Annotated in this window: 13 protein-coding genes; 7 read left to right on the forward strand and 6 right to left on the reverse strand. The window is 69.8% G+C overall.

What is annotated here, in order from left to right; all coding sequences use genetic code 11:
* Window positions 1-22 precede the first annotated feature (22 nt).
* From ASD72_RS10955 to ASD72_RS10980, 6 genes are read right to left on the reverse strand one after another with little or no spacing between them, the layout of a single operon-like run.
* On the reverse strand, window positions 23-1045 hold the full coding sequence (locus tag ASD72_RS10955) for a VacJ family lipoprotein (protein WP_056879987.1): 1023 nt from the start codon (window positions 1043-1045) through the stop codon (window positions 23-25).
* Window positions 1046-1074: 29 nt separating this feature from the next.
* The gene (locus tag ASD72_RS10960; protein WP_235577997.1) at window positions 1075-1377 is read right to left on the reverse strand and encodes an STAS domain-containing protein; all 303 of its coding nucleotides are present in this window, start codon (window positions 1375-1377) and stop codon (window positions 1075-1077) included.
* Complete coding sequence (locus ASD72_RS10965; RefSeq protein WP_056880227.1) at window positions 1361-2023, reverse strand: ABC transporter substrate-binding protein; 663 nt, start codon at window positions 2021-2023, stop codon at window positions 1361-1363. Before ASD72_RS10965 ends, ASD72_RS10960 begins: the two co-directional genes overlap by 17 nt.
* 8 nt (window positions 2024-2031) lie before the next feature.
* A complete protein-coding gene (mlaD, locus tag ASD72_RS10970; RefSeq protein WP_056879989.1) occupies window positions 2032-2571 on the reverse strand; it encodes an outer membrane lipid asymmetry maintenance protein MlaD in 540 nt (179 codons plus the stop codon).
* A 4-nt stretch (window positions 2572-2575) separates the two neighbouring features.
* The gene (locus ASD72_RS10975; RefSeq protein ID WP_056879990.1) at window positions 2576-3328 is read right to left on the reverse strand and encodes an MlaE family lipid ABC transporter permease subunit; all 753 of its coding nucleotides are present in this window, start codon (window positions 3326-3328) and stop codon (window positions 2576-2578) included.
* The gene (locus ASD72_RS10980) at window positions 3328-4116 is read right to left on the reverse strand and encodes an ATP-binding cassette domain-containing protein (RefSeq protein WP_056879991.1); all 789 of its coding nucleotides are present in this window, start codon (window positions 4114-4116) and stop codon (window positions 3328-3330) included. The genes ASD72_RS10975 and ASD72_RS10980 overlap by 1 nt, the downstream gene beginning before the upstream one ends.
* Window positions 4117-4320: 204 nt before the next feature.
* Here ASD72_RS10980 and recC point away from each other — a divergent pair, with 204 nt between their 5' ends.
* The 7 genes from recC (at window position 4321) to ASD72_RS11015 (ending at window position 15440) form a co-directional block, all read left to right on the forward strand.
* Window positions 4321-7689 (forward strand): exodeoxyribonuclease V subunit gamma, encoded by a 3369-nt coding sequence (recC, locus tag ASD72_RS10985; RefSeq protein ID WP_056880228.1) that lies wholly within the window; start codon window positions 4321-4323, stop codon window positions 7687-7689.
* Window positions 7686-11303 carry an exodeoxyribonuclease V subunit beta gene (locus ASD72_RS10990; protein WP_056879992.1) on the forward strand — a complete coding sequence of 1206 codons (3618 nt, stop codon included), beginning with the start codon at window positions 7686-7688 and terminating at the stop codon, window positions 11301-11303. The genes recC and ASD72_RS10990 overlap by 4 nt, the downstream gene beginning before the upstream one ends.
* Window positions 11300-13159: an exodeoxyribonuclease V subunit alpha gene (gene recD, locus ASD72_RS10995; protein ID WP_056879993.1), complete on the forward strand. Its 1860-nt coding sequence runs from the start codon at window positions 11300-11302 to the stop codon at window positions 13157-13159. Before ASD72_RS10990 ends, recD begins: the two co-directional genes overlap by 4 nt.
* A gap of 29 nt (window positions 13160-13188) precedes the next feature.
* Window positions 13189-13734 (forward strand): hypothetical protein, encoded by a 546-nt coding sequence (locus tag ASD72_RS11000; RefSeq protein WP_235577998.1) that lies wholly within the window; start codon window positions 13189-13191, stop codon window positions 13732-13734.
* 167 nt (window positions 13735-13901) lie between these two features.
* The gene (locus tag ASD72_RS11005; protein ID WP_155944610.1) at window positions 13902-14186 is read left to right on the forward strand and encodes a hypothetical protein; all 285 of its coding nucleotides are present in this window, start codon (window positions 13902-13904) and stop codon (window positions 14184-14186) included.
* Window positions 14183-14524 (forward strand): hypothetical protein, encoded by a 342-nt coding sequence (locus ASD72_RS11010; protein ID WP_056879995.1) that lies wholly within the window; start codon window positions 14183-14185, stop codon window positions 14522-14524. The genes ASD72_RS11005 and ASD72_RS11010 overlap by 4 nt, the downstream gene beginning before the upstream one ends.
* 118 nt (window positions 14525-14642) lie before the next feature.
* The gene (locus ASD72_RS11015) at window positions 14643-15440 is read left to right on the forward strand and encodes a restriction endonuclease (protein WP_056879996.1); all 798 of its coding nucleotides are present in this window, start codon (window positions 14643-14645) and stop codon (window positions 15438-15440) included.
* The last annotated feature ends 39 nt before the right edge of the window (window positions 15441-15479 follow it).

Below are 15479 nucleotides of genomic sequence, written 5' to 3' on the forward strand. Positions count from 1 at the left end.
TATCAGGATCGGGACGTGATCCTCAGCCGCCGCCGCTGATCTCCGGCATCGGCATCGCATCCACCGGCACGGTTGGGGTGTTCTCATCCTGCAGGTATTCCGGCAACTCGTCTTCGGTCGGCTGCCGCTGGGTGCGATGGCTCTCGATCTGGTAGTTGCGGCGCTGCAGCCAGGAATCGCGGACCAGCGCGTAGTCGTCCACTGCGCCTTCGCGCAGGCTGTCCAGCGAGAGCAGCTGCGCGCGCGTGTCCACGAGGTTCAGGCCCTGCAGGAAGATGCGCGTCTTGTCGTCCTCGATCTGCCGCACCGGGCTGAGCGGCATGTCGCCGGCCAGGCCGAGCACGTCGCGCACCGTGCGCGGGCCGAAGAACGGCAGTTCCACGTAGCGCGAGCGCTTCCAGCCCCAGGTGCCGAGCGTCTGGCCGAAGTCCTCGCTGCGACGCTTCATCTTCAGGTCGCTGGCGGGATCGAACAGGCCGCCGATGCCCAGCGTGGAATTGACCACGAAGCGGCCGAACGTCTGCGTGGCGTCGCGTGGGCGGCCTTGCAGCAACTGGTTCACCATCGTCAGCGGCTGGCGCAGGTTGTCGAAGAAATTGCTCACGCCCAGGCGCACCGGCCGCGGCACGGCAGCGGTATAGGCGCGCGCCAGCGGGCGGGCGACGGCCCGGTCCACCGCGTTGTTGAACGCGTGCACCTTGCGGTTGAACTTCTCCCACGGGTCGTAGGCGATCGGCGCCTGCGCAGGGGCGGGCAGCGAGGGATCGGCGACCGGGTCGTAGGCGCCCTGGCCATAGATCGCGGCGAAGTCGTCTTCGGCGCTGGCCGTCGCCGGATCGCTGACCGCCGCGGTGGCGGTCGTCGCCGGATCGATCGGGGGTTCGGCGGGCAACGCAGGGGCGGTCGTCGCATCGGCGCTGGCGGAGCCACTGCCGTCGACGACGACGGGTTCGGGCGGAGCGCCAGTGGCCGACTTGGGCGCCGAGGCGCAGGCCGTCGCCAGGGCGGCCAGCAGGACCACGGTGCTGAGGCGGAACAGATTCATCCTGATTCCTGAAAACTGCGGGGGTGGGGTTACGCCGGGAAATCCAGTTCCGGCGTCAGACGGTACGCGGCCTGCAGGTCGGCCAGGCCAGCGGGCTGGCCTTCGAAACGTGGTGCGGTGCCGGTGGCGCGCACGCGGGCGGCCAGTTCGGCCAACAGTGCCAGCCCGGCGCTGTCGACGGTAGTGACGTTGGTCAGGACGAAGCGTTGCGCACCCGCCAGCTGCGCAGACGCCTGCGGCCACAGTGCGGCGGCGGCTGCACGGTCCAGCGCGCCCGTGAACACGAGCGCGTCGCCGTCCCGCCTGACGGTGGCGTCACTTGCCGTTGGCACTGCCATTGACCTGGAGCTTGCCGGACTTCAGGTCCGAGGCCACCTGTGCGATGGACTTCTGACGCAGCGGTGTGTCGAACTGGGTCTTGAAGGTCTGCACGAACGAGACGCCTTCCGGCAGCACGTCGAACACCTTCCACTGGCCGCCGACGTTGCGCGCATAGAACGTGATCGGGGTGACCGTCTGGTCGGGCTGCATGAACTCGGTCTCGACCTTGACGCCCTTGCCGCCGGGCAGCGGCGACTCGGACTTCACCCGCACCTTCAGCCGTGCGTTGAAGTCCGCCAGGCGCGCGCCGTAGGCCGACAGCAGGCGCTCGGTCAGGGCCTGGCCGAACAGCTTCACGTCGGCGTCGGAGGCGCCGCGGCCGTGCACGCCCAGCACCAGGCGGGCGGAATAGTCGCCGTCGAACAGCGTGTTGAACTCGCTGGTGACGTACTGGCGCAACGCGGCCGGGTTCGACTTGAACTCGGCGCGACGCTGGTCGAGCGTGGCCAGGATGCGCGTGCTGCTGTTCAGCACCACCTGGCTGGCGCTGTTCTGCTTGGCGGCGGCCGCCGGGGCCGCGGCCTGCGCGAACACGGCGACCGGCGCCGAGGCCAGCAGGGCCGCCGACAGGGCGATGGAGAGGAAGGAATGCTTCATCAGGGTCTTCATGGCGTGGGTTCTTCCGTAACGGGGGGCGCGGTCTCGCCGCTGGCCGGGGTTTCCCCGGAGCCTGCGCCGGCATTGTTGGCGCCGCCGCTGAACATGTACTTGCCGGCCAGCTGGAGCAGGTCCACCGCCGGCTGGGTGAAGGCGATTTCCTCGCCGGGCTTCAGCACCTCCGGGTCGCCGCCCGGGGAAAGGCCGATGTAGTTCTCGCCCAGCAGGCCGCTGGTGAAGATGCCCGCGGCGGTGTCGGCCGGCAGGTCCTTGTACTGGCTGTCGATGGACAGCGTGACGACCGAGTCGAACTTGACCGGGTCCAGCTGAATATCGGCCACCTGCCCGATGACGACACCGCCGATCTTCACCGGGGCCTGCTTGCGCAGTTGGCCCAGGTTGGTGAAGCGTGCGGTCAGCTCGTAGCTGCCGCCGCCCACGCCGAAGCGTTTATTGGTGGAAGCCAGCGCCAGCACCAGCAATGAGGCCAGGGCCAGCAGGAGGAAGGCGCCGACGGCGAATTCGAGGCGGGGTCCACGGACGGACATGGGGTCAGCTCCTGAACAGCAATGCAGACATGACGAAATTGAACATCAGCACCAGCAACGAGGCGTTCACCACCGCGCGGGTGGTCGCCACCGAGGTGCCCTCGATGGTCGGCTCGGCGTGGAAGCCCACGTAGGCCGCCACCAGCGCGCTGGTGCCGCCGAACACGGCCGACTTCAGCAGTGCCACGCCGAAGTCGTCCCAGAAGTCGACGCTGTTCTGCAGCGCGGACCAGAAGGTGCCGTTGTCGAGGCCGAGCACGTGCACGGCCTCGAAGTAGCTGGCGCTGATCGCCAGCGAACAGAAGAAGCCGGTCAGCAGCGGCACCGTCAGCACCGCCGCCCAGAAGCGCGGGGCCACGGCCTTCGCCACCGGATCGATGGCCATCAGTTCCAGCGCCTTGATCTGGTCGGTGGCGCGCATCAGGCCCAGCTCGGCGGCGATGGAGCTGCCGGCGCGACCGATGAACAGCAGCGCGGTCAGCACCGGGCCCAGTTCGCGATAGAGCGAGAGGCCCAGCAGCGTGGACAGCGCGTCGCTGGCACCGAATGTGGTCAGGGTGCGGTAGCCCTGCAGGGTCAGCACCAGGCCCACGAACGCGCCGCCCACGGCGATGATCGGCAGCGAGCGCCCGCCGATCTTGTAGATCTCGCGGGTCAGTTCGGCGAAGAAATCGCGGGTCGGCGCCGAGGCACGGAACACCGACAGCGAGAACAGCCCGGCACGGCCCAGCGAACGGGTGGCGGCGACGAAGGGCATCAGGCGGCCTCCCCGCGCTTGACCGTATCGAACGCGATCGGGCCGTCGGGCTCGCCGCGCAGGAACTGCTTCACCAGCGGGTCCGACGTGGCTTCCAGCTCGGACGGCGTGCCCGAGAACACCAGCCCGCCGTTGGCGATCACCACCGCCTGGTCGGCGATGGGCAGGGTTTCGTGCACATGGTGGGTCACGATGATGCTGGTCAGCCCGAGGGTGTCGTTGAGGCGCTGGATCAGGCTCATGATCACGCCCGACGCGATCGGGTCCAGCCCGGTCAGCGGCTCGTCGTAGATCATCAGCGGCGGGTCCAGCGCCAGCGCACGGGCCAGCGCCACGCGGCGCGCCATGCCGCCGGACAACTCGCGCGGATAGGCATCGGCGGCGGCACGCAGGCCGACCGCATTCAACTTGAAATCCACCAGCCGGCGGATCAGCGCATCCGGCAGCTTCGTGTGCGTGCGCAACGGCAGCGCCACGTTCTCCGCCACGGTCAGGTCGGTCAGCAGGCCGTTGCCCTGCAGCAGCACGCCCACGCCCTTGCGCATCTCCAGCAGCGCACGGCTGCGGTGCGGCACGGGTTGGCCGAAGACTTCCACCGTGCCCGCCGCGGGCGGCAGCTCGCCGGTCAGCGCGGCGAGCATCGTCGACTTGCCGCTGCCGGACGGTCCAAGCACGGCGGCGATGCTGCCACGGGGCACGGTCAGGTCGATGCCGCGCAGGATGGTGCGGCCGCCGCGATCAAGGCGGAGGCCGGACAGGTGCACGGCAGGGGCGTCGGCAGGCGTCATGGGCGTCGTCGGCGGGCCACAGGCGGGTTAACGGAAAAACAACGGCGTAGCTTCGCGGCCAGCGGCTGAACATAAACCGTACCGCGCAGTTTGATTATTGTGGCATCCGCATCGGGCCCGCGCGCACGGCCGTGCGGGATGCTGTGGCCCAAAGCGCCGCGGTCTCCGGTGCTGCGACCGCCATCCGGCACAATGACGGCGACGATGACGACCGACGCCACGCCCGACTTCCGCCTCTACCACTCCAACGCGCTGGAGGTGCTGGCGGGCCTGCTGGCGCGGGAATTGAGCACGCCCGCGCCCGGCGTGCCGCTGCTGGCGCCGGACACCGTGCTGATTCCGCAGGTCGCGATGCGGCGTTGGCTGCAGGCCACGCTGGCCACCGAGCACGGCATCGCCGCGAACCTGGAATTCCTCACCCCTGGCGAGTTCGTCGCACGTGCGCTGGACGCCAATGTGCCGGGCGAGGGCGACGATCTCGATGCCGCGACGCTGCACTGGCGGCTGTACGCTGCGCTGACCGACCCCGTGCTGCTCGCGCGTCCGGCCATGGCGCAGATCGCCGCCTACCTGGCGGGTACCGCGTCGCGCCGGCCCGATCCACTCAAGCCGTGGGCGCTGGCGGGGGAACTGGCGGACGTGTTCGAGAAGTACCAGGCCTGGCGTCGCGACTGGTTGCTGCGCTGGGAAAGTGGCGCCGATCCCGACGACCCGCAGGCGATCCTGTGGCGCCACGTCGCCGGTGGCCACGACTACCGCGCGCGGCGCATCCAGCGCTATCTCGACCGCTTCGAGGGCGCAGGCCAGCCGTTGCCGCAGGGACTGCCGCCACGCGTGTTCGCGTTCGCCACGCTCAATGTCTCCCCAGATGTGCTGCGCGTGCTGGCCACGCAGGCGCGCGTGGGCACGCTGCATTTCTATGTCCCGTCGCCGGTGAAGGACTACTGGGGCGACCTGCAACGCCTGCGCGCGGGCGCCGAGGACGACACGACCGCGGACGCCCGCCTGCTGCAGGCCTGGGGTGCGGCGGGGCGCGACTTCATGGCCGTGATCGGCGGTTACGAACTGGTGCATCCCAGCCTGGACGTGCGTGGCCATGCCGATCCCGGTGCGGGGGGCGGCAAGTTCCAGGGCAGCCTGCTGCGGCGACTGCAGTCGGACCTGTTCCATCGCCGCGCGCAGCCGCTCGACCTGCTGCCAGCCCTGCGCACAGACGATCCCAGCCTGCAGGTGCACGCCTGCCACACGCGCCTGCGTGAACTGCAGGTGCTGCACGACCAGCTGCGTGCGTTGCTGGAGGACGACCGCTTCGATCCGCCGCTGCAGCCGCGCGAAATCGCGGTGCTGGCGCCGGACATCGACCCGTACGTGCCCTACCTGGAAGCCGTGTTCGGCGCACCGGGCGATGGCGACCGGTTGCCGTACGCGCTGGCCGACACCAGTCCGTTGGCCGGCGAGCCGTTGGCCGACGTGTTCGTGCGCTTGCTCGGCCTGCCGGTCTCGCGCTTCGGCACCCACGAGATCCTCGATCTGCTCGCCAGTGCGCCCATCGCGGACGCGGCCGGTCTCGATGCCCCCGCCTTCGAGCGCCTGCACGCGTGGCTGCAGGCCGCAGGCGCGCGCTGGGGACTGGATGCGAAGCACCGTGCCGCGCACGACGCGCCCGCCGACGATGCCTACACCTGGCAGTTCGCGCTTGACCGCCTGCTGCTGGGCCACGCCAGCGGCGCGCAGGACGACATCGCCGGCGTCGCGCCCTGGCCGGAACTGGAAGGCAGCGCGCTCGATGCGCTGGACATCCTGGTCCGCCTGTTGCGCGTGCTGGCGCGCCACCAGAAATCGCTGGGCGAAGCGATCACGCCCGCGCAATGGCGCGAACGGCTGCTCGGACTGCTTGCCGCACTGCTGCCGCGCGAACCCTCCCTGCCTGCCAGCCAGCGCGCACTCGACCGCCTGCGCATGCTCATCGACGACTTCGCCGCGCAGGCGGAGAAAGCGGGCTATGCCGACACCGTGCCAGCCGACGTGGTGCGCGCGCACTTCACCACCACACTTGCCGAAGCCGATACGCGCGCGCCCCTGCTGACCGGCGGCATCAGCTTCGGCCGCATGGTGCCGATGCGGCTGCTGCCGTTCCGCGTGATCTGCGTGCTCGGCATGAACGATGGCGACTATCCGCGCCGCGATCCCGCCGCCGGCCTGAGCAAGCTCACGGCCGAACTCGGCACCGACAAACGCCGGCATGGCGACCGCTCGCTGCGCGAAGACGACCGCTTTCTGTTCCTACAACTGTTCGCCGCCGCGCAGGACGTGTTCCTTCTCAGTTATCTCGGCGCCGATCCGCGCGACGGCAGCGCACGCGAACCGTCGATGCTGGTCAGTGAACTCATCGACGCCGCCGCGCAGCAGCATGCCGATCCGGCGTCTGTCGCGAGGGCGCTGGTGGTGCACCATTCGCTGCAGCCGTTCTCGCCCGCCGCGTTCGGCGACGACCCACGCCGCTTCAGCTACCTTCGGCAATGGCATCCCGCCGCCGGCCAACTGGCAGGGCGACGCTCGCCACTGCCGCGCTGGTTCCCGGGCGACGCGATGCCGCCACCTGCTGACGCCGGCTCCTCGCTGTCGCTCGACCTGCTGCGCCGCTTCCTGGCCGCACCGGCCGAGCAGTTCCTGCGCCAGCGGCTCGGCCTGCGGCTGGACGGTATCGACGAGACGGGCGACGACGTCGAACCGTTGCTGCTGCCAGGCCGTGGCCTGGCGCGCAGTGAAGTGCAGGCGGCCGTGTTCGCCGGAGCGCTGCAGGGCGACGATGACGCCACGCTGCATGCCGCCCTGCGCGCCCGCGCACTGCTGCCCTCGGGTCCGCTGGGGCGGCGCACGTTGACCGCGCTGCGCAGCGAGGTCATGCCGTATGCGCGCGCCTTCGCCGACTGGTGCGGCGGCGACGTGCCGGCGACGCAGCGCATCGAGGTGGACATCGACGGCGTCGCATTGCACGGCACGCTAGCGGGCGTGTATCCGCATGGGCTTGCCCGCGTTCGCATCGGTGCTCCGGGCGGAAACGCGGCGATCCGCGACGGCCTGGACTGGCTGCTCGCCAGTGCGACCGGCCTGGCGCTGCCCCTGGTTCAATTCCACGAAGGCGGCAGGAAGCCGGTGTCCGGCCATCCGTTCGGTCCCCACGTGCGCCTGCCTCTCCCTCCGGACCAGGCGCGCACGGTGCTCCGGCACCTGCTCTGGCTGCGTGAGCAGGGCCTGCGCGAACCGCTGCCGTTCGCGCCTTACAGCGGTTGGGAATTCTTCGCCGCCGCGCCCGACATGGAAGCGGGCCTGAAGGAAGCGGCGAAGAAATGGTACGGAAGCGAGCGCAGCTGGAGCGAAGGCAACGGAGATGCGCTGCGGCTCGCTCTGCGCGGCTGCGATCCGTTCACCGATGACGCCACGCGGTTGCGGTTCGCGGATCTTTCGATGTCGATCTATCTCGCGGTCACGCAGGGCGAGGTCTACGCCGGCACCGATCCCGATGCGTTGCGCGCGCTGGCTCCCCTCTTCGACGCGGAGGACGCCGGATGACCGCCGCGCACGATCCCTATCTCGCGCTGCCGCTCGATGGCGTGCAATCCATCGAGGCGTCCGCCGGTACCGGCAAGACCTTCACCCTGGCCACGCTGGTCGTGCGGCTGGTGGTGGAAGGCGGCTTGCGCATCGGCGAGATCTTGGCCGTCACCTTCACCGAGGCCGCCACCCAGGAGCTGCGCGCGCGCATCCGCGCCCGCCTGCTGCTGGCGGCATCGCTACCCGCCGTCGCCGTCGCCGATGAAGGGCCGGAAGCGGCATTGACGCGCGCGCTCCTCGACGCGCATCTCGCGCGGAGTGGCGAATCCCCCGCTGCACTGCATCGCCGCCTTCGCGAAGCCGCCGACGGCATGGACCTGTCGGCGGTGTTCACTATCCACGGCTTCTGTGCACGGGTACTGCGCGAACACGCCCTGGAAAGCGGGCACGGTTTCGATGCCCCGCAGTTGCTCGCCAACGACGCATCGCTACGGCAGGAAATCGCCGCAGACCTGTGGCGCGCGCATGGCGTGGACGATGACGGTGCGGAGGATCTGCTTGCGCTGTGGAGGGGCGGCCCCGAGGCCCTGGCGGCCGACCTGCCCGTGTTGCTGCGCGAACAGCAGTTGCAGCCGCACCCCTTAGATCCGCTGCCTGCCGACCCCGCACCCGCGTTGCGCGCGACGGGCGAAGCACTCGCCGCCGCGTACCGCGCCCACGGGAACGCGTTCCGCGATGCCCTGGTCGCCGCGGTGGAGGGCAAGGTGCTGCACGGCGGAAGCTACAAGCTCGAGTGGATCGCCGCGCTGTTCGACGCGCTGGGTGTGTGGGCGCTCGCGGATGATGCCGGCGTGCCATTCGCGCACGACAAGCTGCCGCAGCTGCGCCGTGAGGCGCTGCTGCAGAGAACTAGCAAGGGCGGCACGGGCGGCACCCCGGCGTCGCCGCTGAGCGAGGCCATCGACGTGTACCTGCAGATGCAGGACCGCATCGAGGCTTACCGGGAGGCGCGCCGCGTCGCCCTGCTGCATCGCTTGCGCGACGATGCCCGGGCACGGCTGGTGCTGCGCAAACAGCAGCTGCGCGTGCAGACTTACGACGACCTGATCGACGGCGTCGCCGACGCGCTCGAAACGCCGCATGCGGACGCCCTGGTGCAGCGCCTGCGGGCGCAGTACCGCGTCGCGCTGGTCGATGAGTTCCAGGACACTGATTCGCGCCAGTGGCGCATCTTCGACCGCGTGTTCGGCAGCGGGAGTCCGCAGTCGGCGCTGTTCGTCATCGGGGATCCCAAGCAGGCGATCTACGGCTTCCGTGGCGGCGACGTGGAAACCTACCTCGCCGCGCAGGCCGATGCCGTCGCCGCGCCACCGCTGTCGCACAACTTCCGTTCGCGGCCCTCGGTGCTGCGCGCCATCGAAGCGCTGTACGCACAGGCCGGCGACGCCGCGTTCGTCGATGAGCGCATCCGTTTCCATCCGGTCGCGCCCGGCGGCACCCGCCACGATGACGACTTCCAGCGCCATGGCACGGCCGCACCCGCGCTGACCGTGTGGCAGGCGCCATCGCCAGCGCCCGGCCCGGACGGCAAGCTCAAGCCCTGGGACGCAGGCACCTCGCGTGAGCTGGCCACCGCTGCCTGCGTGGCCGCCATCCATGGCGTGCTGGTCGAGGCGCGGTCCGGCGCGGCGACGATCGCCGGCAGGCCCGTGCGGCCCGGCGACATCGCCGTGCTGGTCCGCACGCACTGGGATGCCACCCGCATCCGGCAGGCGCTGGCCGAGGTCGGGATTCCCGCCGTCGCGGCCGGCAAGCTCAGCCTGTTCGCCACGCCGGAAGCGCGCGAACTGCACGCGCTGCTGCGCACGTTGATGCACGGCGCGGACGACGGCCATCTGCGCACCGCGCTGTCCACCGTACTGCTGGGCGTGGATGCCACCGGCATCGCCGCACTCGAGACGGACGGCGATGCGATGCGCCGCTGGCAGCAGCGCGCGCAGGACTGGCGCGAACGCCTGCAACGCGGCGGTCCGCTGGCACTGGTGAACGACCTGTGCGCGGAGCACGCCCCGCGTCTGCTCGGCCTGCTCGACGGTGAGCGCCGGCTCACCAACTACCTGCAGACGGCCGAAATGCTGCAGGAGGCCGACGCTCGTACGCTCGGCCTGCCCGGCCTCGTCGACTGGCTGGCCGCTGCCATCGCCGATGCCGGCACAGGCGCCGATGACGACGCGCAGCTGCTGCGGCTGGAATCCGACGCGCACCGCGTGCAGGTGGTGACGTTGCACAAGAGCAAGGGTCTGGAGTATCCGCTGGTGTTCCTGCCGTACGCAGGCATCGGCGGCAAGGCGCCCGATCCCGGCCAGCGTGTCGTCGTCACCGACGCGGACGGCCGCGTGCTGCAATGGAAGCTGCAGGAAGAGGTCTCCGGCTGGAGCGCGGCCAAGGCGCAATGGAGCGAGGCACAGCGCGCCGAAGATGCGCGCCTGTTGTACGTCGGCCTGACCCGTGCCTGCCACGCGCTGTGGCTGGCAGCGGGCGCCTTCTATCAGCACGCCCAGTCACCGCTGTGGTCGATGGTGCGCGATGTCGACGCCCTGCGGGCGCGCGACCCGGGCATCCGCATCGACCCCACGTCGCCGCCCCCGGCATTGCCGTGGTTGCCGCCCGTGGCCGAGGGCGCGGTGCCGGCCGCCCGCATCGCTCGGCGTTCCATCGCGCCCGACTGGTGGGTCTACAGCTTCACCCAGCTCGCACATGCCGATGCGGGCCACGCCATCGATGCCGCCTCCACCGAGGCCGATGGCGCGGCCGCGGACGAACCGCTGCAGCAGTCTGATGACGCAGACGCATCCCCCGACATCACCGCCGACGTGTACGACCCGCGTTTCAGTGGCAGCCGTTTCGGCAACGTGCTGCATGCGGCGCTCGAAGACACCCGCTTCAGTGCATGGGCGCAGTGGCAGGTGGGTGATGCGGCGCCGGAAGGAGAACATGCCGCCCTACTCGCCGCGCTGCGCAGGGAAGGCTACGCCAAGGACGACGTGGCCGACGGCATCGCGCTGCTCACCTCGCTGATCGGGCGCACGCTAACCGTCGCGCTGCCCGAGGGTGGCGCATTGCATGCGCTGGGCGAATACGAGCGGCGTGCCGAAATCGAATTCCATTTCGCCCTCGCGCCCACTGCCGTGCCGGCGTTGCTGGCGCTGCTGCACGCGCATGGCGTGGTGCGCGCGCGCCAGGGGTTCGGCCTGCGCTCGCGGCTGGAAGGGTTGATGACCGGCAAGATCGATTTGACCTACGTGCGCGACGGGCGCTGGTACGTGCTCGACTACAAGTCCAACCGCCTGCCGCGCTACGACGCGCCCGCGCTGGCCGCCGCGATGGCGCACAGCGAGTACGACCTGCAGGCCCTGGTCTACACCGTCGCGCTGCACCGCTGGCTGCGTTTCCGCCTGGGCGACGGCTACGACTACGCACGCGACTTCGGCGGCATCCGCTACGTGTTCTGCCGCGGGCTCGAACCCGCGCGCGATGCGTCGCTCGGTGTACATGCGCAGCGCTTCGCACCGGAACTCGTGCACGCACTCGATGCCCTCTTCGCCGGCCACGGTCAGGAGGCGGCCGCATGAGCCTGCTCGATACTCTGTTCCGCAACGGCCACCTGCGCACCCTGGACCACGCCCTCGCGCAGAGCCTGCGCCGTCTGGATGCGTCCACGCCCGATGCCATGCTGGCCGCGGCCGCGCTGGCGTCGCTCGCCGTCGCGAAGGGCCATGCCGGACTCTCGCTGCGCGAGCCGCAGGCACTGCTCGATGCCGAAGCCCCCATCGACTGGCCATCCGCCGATGCGTGGTGCGCATGTCTTGCCGCCTCGCGCTGGGTGGCTACGCCGGACGATGCCGATGCCGCCGCCGATCCGCACGCGCCGCTGGTGCTGGAAGGCGGTCTGCTCTACCTGCGTCGTTACCGCGAATACGAGCGCGCGCTGGCGTGGGGCCTGCAACGCATCGCCGTGCAGCCGGTGCCGGAAGCAGGAATCGAACCCCTGGCGCCGCTGTTCGCGACGCTGTTCCCGCAGGCCATGCACGACGACCGTCAGGCGCGCGCCGCCGCGCTTGCGTTGCGCCATGCGCTGCTGCTGGTCACGGGCGGGCCCGGCACCGGCAAGACCACCACCACGGCGCGCCTGCTCGTGCTGCTGGTCGCGCAGGCATTGCACGCAGGCCACGCACCGCCGCGCATCGCGCTGGCCGCGCCCACCGGTCGTGCCGCCGAGCGCATGGCCGAGAGCGTGCGCCACGCAGGGCAGGCGCTGGCGACGGACGGCATCGATGCAGATCTGCTCGCCGCGCTGCCCGCCACCGGCACCACGTTGCACCGGTTGCTCGGGACGATCGCGGATTCGCCGCGCTTCCGCCACGACCGCGACAACCCGCTGCCGTACGAGGTCGTGGTCGTCGACGAAGCCTCGATGATCGACCTGCCCTTGATGGCCAAGCTGGTCGATGCCGTTGCCGGCGGCACGCGACTGGTACTGCTGGGCGATCCGGACCAGTTGCCGTCGGTGGAGGCCGGCGACGTGCTGGCCGCCATCCTCGGCGCCGCCGGTGAAGGCGATGCCATCGCGCACGACGATGCCGACGCCCTGCAGCCATTGCTCGGCGATACGGGCGCGCTCGCCCAGGCACGGCACGACGAAGGAACACGCTTCCCTGGCGTCCGCGTGCACCTGCAGCGCGGCTGGCGCCAGAGCGAAGCGCTGGACCTCGCGCCGCTGGCGGCCGCCGTGCGCGAAGGCGATGCGGATGCCGCACTGTCGCAGCTGCGCGCCGGCACGTTGTCCAACGTGCACTTCCACGAAGACCTGATCGATCCGCTGGACACGCATCGCGAAGCCCTGCTCGCCCATTTCCGCGCGCTCGGCCAGGCCGCCACCCCCGCGGATGCGCTGGCGCAGTCCACGCGGCTGCGCTTGCTGACGGCGGTGCGCGAAGGGCCGCAAGGCGCGCGCACGCTCAATGCACGCATCGAACGCTTGCTCGCCGAAAGCGGCGGGCCGGTGCGCGCGGCGCAGGGCCACTTCCATGGCCAGCTGTTGATCGTCACCGAGAACAGTTACCGGCATCGCCTGTTCAACGGCGACATCGGCGTTTGCCTGCGCGATGCGGCCGGCACGCTGGTGGCGTGGTTCCCCGGCGAGGATCCGGTCAATCCGCGCGCGTTCCATCCGGCGGCGCTGCCCGCGCACGAGTCCGCGTTCGCGATGACCGTGCACAAGGCGCAGGGCTCAGAGTTCGACACGGTGTGGCTGCTGCTGCCTGCGCGCGGCAACCGCGTACTGTCGCGCGAGCTGGTCTACACCGGCATCACCCGCGCCCGCCACGCGCTGCACGTCGCCGGCAGCGACGCGGTGATCCGCGAAGCGCTGGACCGCCACGCGGGCCGTTGGTCGGGGCTGGGGTGGCGGTTGGATCGCTTACAGTGACGGCTGCCGATTCTCCACCCAGTGAACGCATGATGATGCAAGAACGCTTCCGGGCTGCGCGGACTTTGTTGGCATCGCTGCTGCTGTATGCCTTGCTGAGCAGCGGCGTATCGGCTGCACCGCTTACGGCGGCCGATGTCCAATCGCTGCGATCCGACATCGCGTCGATGACGGCCGCGTTCGAGCGCGGCGATGCGGAGCCGCTGATCGCTCGCACGCATCCGTCGCTGAAAGCCATGGCGGGTGGGCCTGATGCCTTCGCCGAACTGACGCGGCATGCGCTTGCTCAGCTGAGGGACATCGGCATCTCGTTTGTCAGCCAGGAAGTCGGCATGCCGACAGAGGTCTATCAGGCGGGCGAGGAGGAGGTGTGCTTCGTGCCCCGGGTATCGGTGATGGCGGTGAACGGCACGCAGATGAAGAGCACCACCTTCATGATTGCGATCCGATCCAAGGGCGGCACTACATGGACGTACCTGGATGGTGCTGGCCTGCGGAAGAACCCCGAGATGATCTATCAGCTTCTGCCGGGCCTCGCGCGGGATGTCCCTCTGCCTCCGAATACGCTTGAGTAAAGGCGGGGTACGTCGCCTGCTCTCCGGAGCGCCAGGGCGTTTGCGATAACCCCCCCAACGGCGTATACCTGTTCCTGCTGACTGGCAGTACCCTCCGCCGCGTTTCGCTGGCTGAATCCCTCCCTCTCGGCCTGACCCACGCGGTCCCGCGTGCCGAGGAGGTGTGTGTGGCGAACCAGCACGTCCAGGTCTTCCTGCTGCATCTCGGATCCCAGCAATCCATTGGACCTGACGACCTGCGGGTGATGTGGGCCACGGCGTGCGAATCGCTGGACATCGCGGTGTCGCGGCGCCCGACGGGCCAGGGTCAGAACACCGGTCGCCCGTGCTTCGGTTTGTGGGCCGGCCGCCAGTTTCATCGCGTGCCCGCGGAGCGACGCATGCGCGCGCTGCTGGAATCGCGCGGGTACCTCTTCACGCTCACGCATATCGCCTCGAAGGAGGGCGCATGACGTTTGATGTCGGGATCGGCAAATGCCGATCGGTGAAATCGGATTCGGTGGATGTCTGGGTGGACGGCTCCATCGTCCGGCGGCTGGCTCCGGAGACGAAGTGGCAGCGCGACGGTATCAGCGTGCTGCAGGTGCCTGCCAAGCTGTGCAGTGCGCGCCATCCGCTAGCCGAAGGCGCGGAAGTCTTCCTCGATACCGCGCTGATCACGGCCAGCAGCGTGGGCAAGCTGGACGTGGACGGCAGCGGCGAGTTCGCCAAGGCACGGCTGTCGTTGCTGGTGCCGGTGGTCGACACCGAGGTCACGCCGCCGCCTTCGCGCAAGGCGAGCTGGCGCTGAAGCCGCTGCGGGTGGCCAACATCCGCTCGCGCTGATTCCCGACGAACGGCACGCGGTCGCTCGTGCGTCTCCCCGCGGATCGCGTTATGGTCCGCGACGGGGTGAGAGGGGAAGCCACATGGGACGTGGTCGTCGCGGTTTCATCGATAACCTGGCCGCGCTGCCGTGGCCGATCGGGCTCATTATCGGGGTCGCGGGCTACCTGGCCATCGCGCATGGCATCCCGTTGCTGTTCTCGCGCAACAGTGCGCTGGGCAGCGTCTTCCAGAACACGAATCCCTTCCTGCCTTTGGCTTGGGTCTTCTTCGGCCTGTGCGTGATCGCCGCCGGCATGTCGTTCTTCGATGCGCGGCGCAAGCGCCAGTTGCTGGAGACGCGGCGTGGGCTGGACAGCCTGGCCGCGTTGGGATGGCGGGATTTCGAGCGATTGGTGGGCGAGGCTTATCGTCGCCGCGGTTATACGGTGGAGGAAACCGGTCTTGGCGGCGCCGATGGCGGCATCGACCTGGTCCTGCATCGCGACGGCAAGCGCACGCTGGTGCAGTGCAAGCAGTGGCGGCGCGACAAGGTGCCGGTCAACGTGGTGCGCGAGATGTTCGGCCTGATGACGCATCATCGCGCGCACGCCGTGCGCATCGCGGCGCTCGGCGGCTTCACTGCGGATGCGGCGCGCTTCGCCGAGGGCAAGCCGATCGGATTGATCGATGGCGCAACGTTGCTGGAGATGATCAGGGAGGTGCAGGTCGGCGGCGCCGAGCCTTCCAGGAAAGTCGAACCCGTGATCGATCACGCCGTCGAATCAAGCTCCCCGAGTTGCCCGGCATGCAAAGCGGTGATGGTGCGAAGGACGAACCGGCATACGGGGGTGGGGTTCTGGGGGTGCCCTGCGTTTCCCGTATGCAAGGGGTCGCGGTGAGCGTCGGCAGCGGGTCTGGCGCCCGGCTCCAGACATAGA

This window comes from Pseudoxanthomonas sp. Root630, assembly GCF_001427585.1.
GTDB lineage: Bacteria > Pseudomonadota > Gammaproteobacteria > Xanthomonadales > Xanthomonadaceae > Pseudoxanthomonas_A.

What these genes read in the sequence shown, in the direction of transcription:
- ASD72_RS10955 (WP_056879987.1), bottom strand. Translation starts at nt 1,045, where the DNA reads ATGAATCTGTTCCGCCTCAGCACCGTGGTCCTGCTGGCCGCCCTGGCG.
- ASD72_RS10965 (WP_056880227.1), bottom strand. Translation starts at nt 2,023, where the DNA reads ATGAAGCATTCCTTCCTCTCCATCGCCCTGTCGGCGGCCCTGCTGGCC.
- mlaD (WP_056879989.1), bottom strand. Translation starts at nt 2,571, where the DNA reads ATGTCCGTCCGTGGACCCCGCCTCGAATTCGCCGTCGGCGCCTTCCTC.
- ASD72_RS10975 (WP_056879990.1), bottom strand. Translation starts at nt 3,328, where the DNA reads ATGCCCTTCGTCGCCGCCACCCGTTCGCTGGGCCGTGCCGGGCTGTTC.
- ASD72_RS10980 (WP_056879991.1), bottom strand. Translation starts at nt 4,116, where the DNA reads ATGACGCCTGCCGACGCCCCTGCCGTGCACCTGTCCGGCCTCCGCCTT.
- recC (WP_056880228.1), top strand. Translation starts at nt 4,321, where the DNA reads ATGACGACCGACGCCACGCCCGACTTCCGCCTCTACCACTCCAACGCG.
- ASD72_RS10990 (WP_056879992.1), top strand. Translation starts at nt 7,686, where the DNA reads ATGACCGCCGCGCACGATCCCTATCTCGCGCTGCCGCTCGATGGCGTG.
- recD (WP_056879993.1), top strand. Translation starts at nt 11,300, where the DNA reads ATGAGCCTGCTCGATACTCTGTTCCGCAACGGCCACCTGCGCACCCTG.
- ASD72_RS11000 (WP_235577998.1), top strand. Translation starts at nt 13,189, where the DNA reads ATGATGATGCAAGAACGCTTCCGGGCTGCGCGGACTTTGTTGGCATCG.
- ASD72_RS11010 (WP_056879995.1), top strand. Translation starts at nt 14,183, where the DNA reads ATGACGTTTGATGTCGGGATCGGCAAATGCCGATCGGTGAAATCGGAT.
- ASD72_RS11015 (WP_056879996.1), top strand. Translation starts at nt 14,643, where the DNA reads ATGGGACGTGGTCGTCGCGGTTTCATCGATAACCTGGCCGCGCTGCCG.